This is a genomic window from Rhodanobacter sp. A1T4, assembly GCF_014207185.1.
Classification (GTDB): domain Bacteria; phylum Pseudomonadota; class Gammaproteobacteria; order Xanthomonadales; family Rhodanobacteraceae; genus Rhodanobacter.
Map to the genome: position 1 here is coordinate 1 of NZ_JACHCP010000024.1, position 4289 is coordinate 4289.

Annotated in this window: 1 protein-coding gene; it reads left to right on the forward strand. The window is 59.0% G+C overall.

What is annotated here, in order from left to right; all coding sequences use genetic code 11:
* Positions 1 to 14: 14 nt before the first annotated feature.
* Positions 15 to 4289: non-ribosomal peptide synthetase (locus tag HDE80_RS21955; protein ID WP_184674448.1), on the forward strand; the 4275-nt coding region annotated here is incomplete at its 3' end.

Genomic DNA, 4289 nt, shown 5'->3' on the forward strand with positions numbered 1-4289 from the left:
CGACCGAAGAAATCATGGCTGGCCTTTGGGCGGAGCTGCTGAAGCTGGACAAGGTCGGTATCCACGATGACTTCTTCGCGTTGGGCGGCCATTCCTTGCTGGCGACGCAACTGATCTCGCGCATACGGCGTGCGTTACAAGTTGAATTGTCTTTGCGTGCACTGTTCGAAGCGCCGACGATTTCAGCCTTGATGCTCAAGGTGGCTGCAGCCGATACCGATATGAATGCCCCATCGATGTTGCCCGTCAACCGGGATGCGCCGCTGCCGTTGTCGTTTGCCCAGGCGCGCTTGTGGTTCCTGGATCAGTTGGAACGCCACACGGCGATCTACAACATCCCATCGGCCATTCGGTTGGACGGCCAAATTAACGTGGACGCGCTGGAGCGCGCACTCAACGACATCGTGCGCCGCCATGAATCGCTGCGTACTTCGTTCGTTATGGTCGATGACGAGCCAATTCAAATCATCGCGCCGACATTAATATTGCCGTTGACGATCATCGATCTGAGCAACTTGTCAGCCGTGGAGCGTGAGGTACAACTACGTCTGCGCCTGCAGGATGACTTGAGCAAACCTTTCGGCCTTGAGGTAGGTCCCTTGATTCGCTTCAGCCTGATCCGGCTTGCGGACGAGGAGCACGTCCTGCTCTTGACGATGCACCACATTGTTTCCGATGGCTGGTCGGTCGGAGTCGTGATGCGAGAGTTGGCCACCTTGTACGGGTCCTTCACGCAAGGCTTGCCATCACCGTTATCGGATTTGCCGATTCAATACGCGGACTTTGCGCAATGGCAGCGGCAGTGGTTGAGCGTAGACGTGCTGGAACCGCAGCTGAGTTACTGGAAACAGCAACTCGCCGACAGCCCGAGCTTGTTGACACTGCCCACGGACCGGCCGCGGCCTTCGCGGCCGAGCAATGAGGGTGCGATGCTTTCATTCATGGTTCCGACGACGCTGGTGTCGGACCTGCAGAAGTTAGGCCGCCGGACGCAAAGTACGTTGTTTATGACGCTATGCGCGGCGTTCAATGTGTTGCTGGCCCGTTATTCGGGTCAGAGCGATATCTGCATCGGCACACCGATTGCCAATCGCAACCGCAGCGAAATCGAAGACCTGGTCGGCTTCTTCGTCAACACGTTGGTGCTGCGCAACCAGGTCGACCTGACGCTCGATTTCAAGACGCTGTTGCAGCAAGTACGGCAGTGCGCGCTGGATGCGTATGCCCATCAGGATGTGCCGTTCGAGCAATTGGTGGAAGTCGTGCAGCCGGAGCGGCATACCAGCTATACACCATTGTTCCAGGTAATGCTGGTACTCCAGAACACGCCGATGGACGAATTAGCGCTACCCGGCCTATCGATCAAAGCACTGGACAATGAAAGTGTCACCGCCAAGTTCGACCTCACGCTGATTTTGACCGAAAGCAAGGACGGCCTGCAGGGATGCTTTGAATACAGCACGGACTTGTTCGACGCGAGCACGATTGCGCGCCTGGCCGACCATCTCACGCACTTGCTCGAGGTGATCGTGACCGATCCGACCGGCCCGGTCGGCGAGCTGGCGATGCTGGGTGACGCCGAAAGGTACCAGTTGCTCCATGTATTCAACGATACGGCTGCCGTTTACCTTTCTCCGATGCTCCGATTGGATGCGCTGTGCATTCATCAGCGTTTCGAACAAATAGCGCAGCAAACGCCCGATGCCTTGGCTGTCATCGATGGTGCGAAGCGCTATAGCTACGAACAGCTCAATCAGCGCGCCAATCGCCTGGCGCATCTGCTGCGCACGTGCGGTGTTCGGGATGGCGATACTGTCGCGATCGCCTTGCCGCGTAGCGTTGATCTCATCGTTGCCGAACTGGCCGTTGTCAAAGCTGGTGCTGCCTACGTGCCGTTGGACGCGATTCTTCCTATCGATCGCCAGACGCAAATGCTCAAGGACTGTGGCGCACGATGCGTGATCACTCATAGCAGCATTGATGCGCCGGATATTGTCCGACGTGTGGAGCTCGATCGGGCCGATATCCGGACCGAGCTGACCCAACAGCCCGACTACAATCTGGCGACCGCCATCGACGGCGCGGCCTGTGCGTACATCATGTACACCTCAGGTTCGACCGGGCAATCCAAGGGTGTGCAAGTCCCGCATCGCGCGATCGAACGCCTGGCGATCAAAAACGGTTACCTCGATTTGCAGGCCGGTGATCGGTTCGCCTGCGCCGCCAACCCGGCCTTCGATGCCAGCACGCTGGAAATCTGGGTTCCGCTGCAAACCGGTGCGGCCATCGTTATCGTGAGTCAGGACGACCTGATGACACCAGCCAAGCTGGCCACGCTCATCCGCGAGCAGCACGTCACGGGCATGTGGATGACGGTGGGACTGTTCAACCAATACGCGCAGGCCCTGGGCAGCGCGATTTCCCAACTGCATGCCTTGATCGTGGGCGGCGATGTGCTCGACCCGCACATCATTGGACAGGTCTTGCAGAACTACCCACCGAAACGGCTGATCAATGGTTATGGACCGACCGAAACCACGACATTCGCGGCCACGTTCGACATCACGCAGGTCGTTGCAAGCCGCAGCATTCCCATTGGTCGTCCCATCGGCAACACCTGCATTTATCTGCTCGACCGCTATCTGCAGCCTGTTCCTATCGGTGTCGCAGGAGAGATCTACATCGGTGGTGCGGGTGTTGCGCTTGGCTATATCAATCTTCCCAGTCTGACGCGAGAACGATTTATCGCTGATCCGTTTGCACCGGCAGGCCATATCGATGCTCATCTGTACAAAACCGGCGACCTGGGACGCTATCTACCCGATGGCAACATCGAATTTTTGGGCCGCAACGACTTCCAGGTGAAGATTCGCGGGTTCCGCATCGAGTTGGGAGAGGTCGAGGCGAAATTGAAGCTGCTGCCGCAAATTCGCGAAACCGTGGTGCTGGCGCGGGAAGACAACGTAGGCGACAAGCGGCTGGTGGCTTATCTGGTGGCGCATGAACGGCAGGGACTGCCCGAGGCGGCGCAGTTGCGCACGGTCTTGTCGCAGACGCTGCCGGAGTACATGGTGCCGAGTTACTTCGTCACGCTCGATCGCATACCACTGACGCCGAACGGCAAGGTGGATCGCAAGGCGTTGCCGGCGCCTGACATGACGCGCAGCGACGTGGGCTATGTCGCATCGCGTACGCCCAGCGAAGAAATCATGGCCGGCCTTTGGGCGGAGTTGCTGAAGCTGGACAAGGTTGGCATCCACGATGACTTCTTTGCGCTGGGCGGTCATTCCTTGCTGGCGACGCAACTGATCTCGCGCATACGACGGAGCGAACTGAAGGTCGAATTGCCCCTGCGTGCCCTGTTCGAGGCGCCGACGATTGCCGCCTTGATGCTGAAAGTGGCTGCAGCTGATACAGGTGTGAATGCTCCACCGCTCTTGCCGGTAGACCGGGTTGCGCCGCTACCGCTGTCGTTTGCCCAAGCACGCCTGTGGTTCCTCGATCAGCTGGAGCGCCATACCGCGACCTACAACATCCCGTCGGCTGTTCGTTTGACCGGCCAGCTCAAGGTGGAGGCTCTGGCCCGCACGCTGAACGAAATCGTGCGCCGTCATGAAGCGTTACGCACCACCTTTGTGATGGTCGATGACGCGCCCGTGCAAGTCATTGCGCCGGTGTTGACGTTGCCGCTGGACATCGTCGATCTGAGCCGTTTGCCGGTGGTCGAACGCGAGGAGCAGGTGCGTTTGCGCCTGCAAGAGGAAGTGGCCAAGCCGTTCGACCTGGCGGTCGGTCCTTTGGTCCGCTTCGGTTTGCTCCGGCTTGCCGACGAAGAGCACATCCTGTACTTGACGATGCACCATATCGTCTCCGACGGCTGGTCCGTGGGGGTTGTGATGCATGAGCTGGCCGCTTTGTATCGGTCTTTCACGCAAGGCCAGCCCTCGCCGTTGTCCGACCTGCCGATTCAATACGCGGACTTTGCGCAATGGCAGCGGCAATGGCTGAGTATGGAAGTGTTGGCGCCGCAGCTGAGTTACTGGAAACAGCAACTGGCCAACAGCCCGAGCTTGTTGACACTGCCCACGGACCGACCACGGCCCGCGCGGCTGAGTCATAGGGGAGCGATGCTGTCGTTCATGCTACCGGCAACGCTGGTGTCGGCACTGCGGGGCCTGGGCAACGAGACACAAGGCACGCTGTTCATGACGCTGTACGCGGCGTTCAATGTGCTGCTGGCCCGTTATTCGGGCCAGAGCGATATCTGCATCGGCACGCCGATCGCCAAT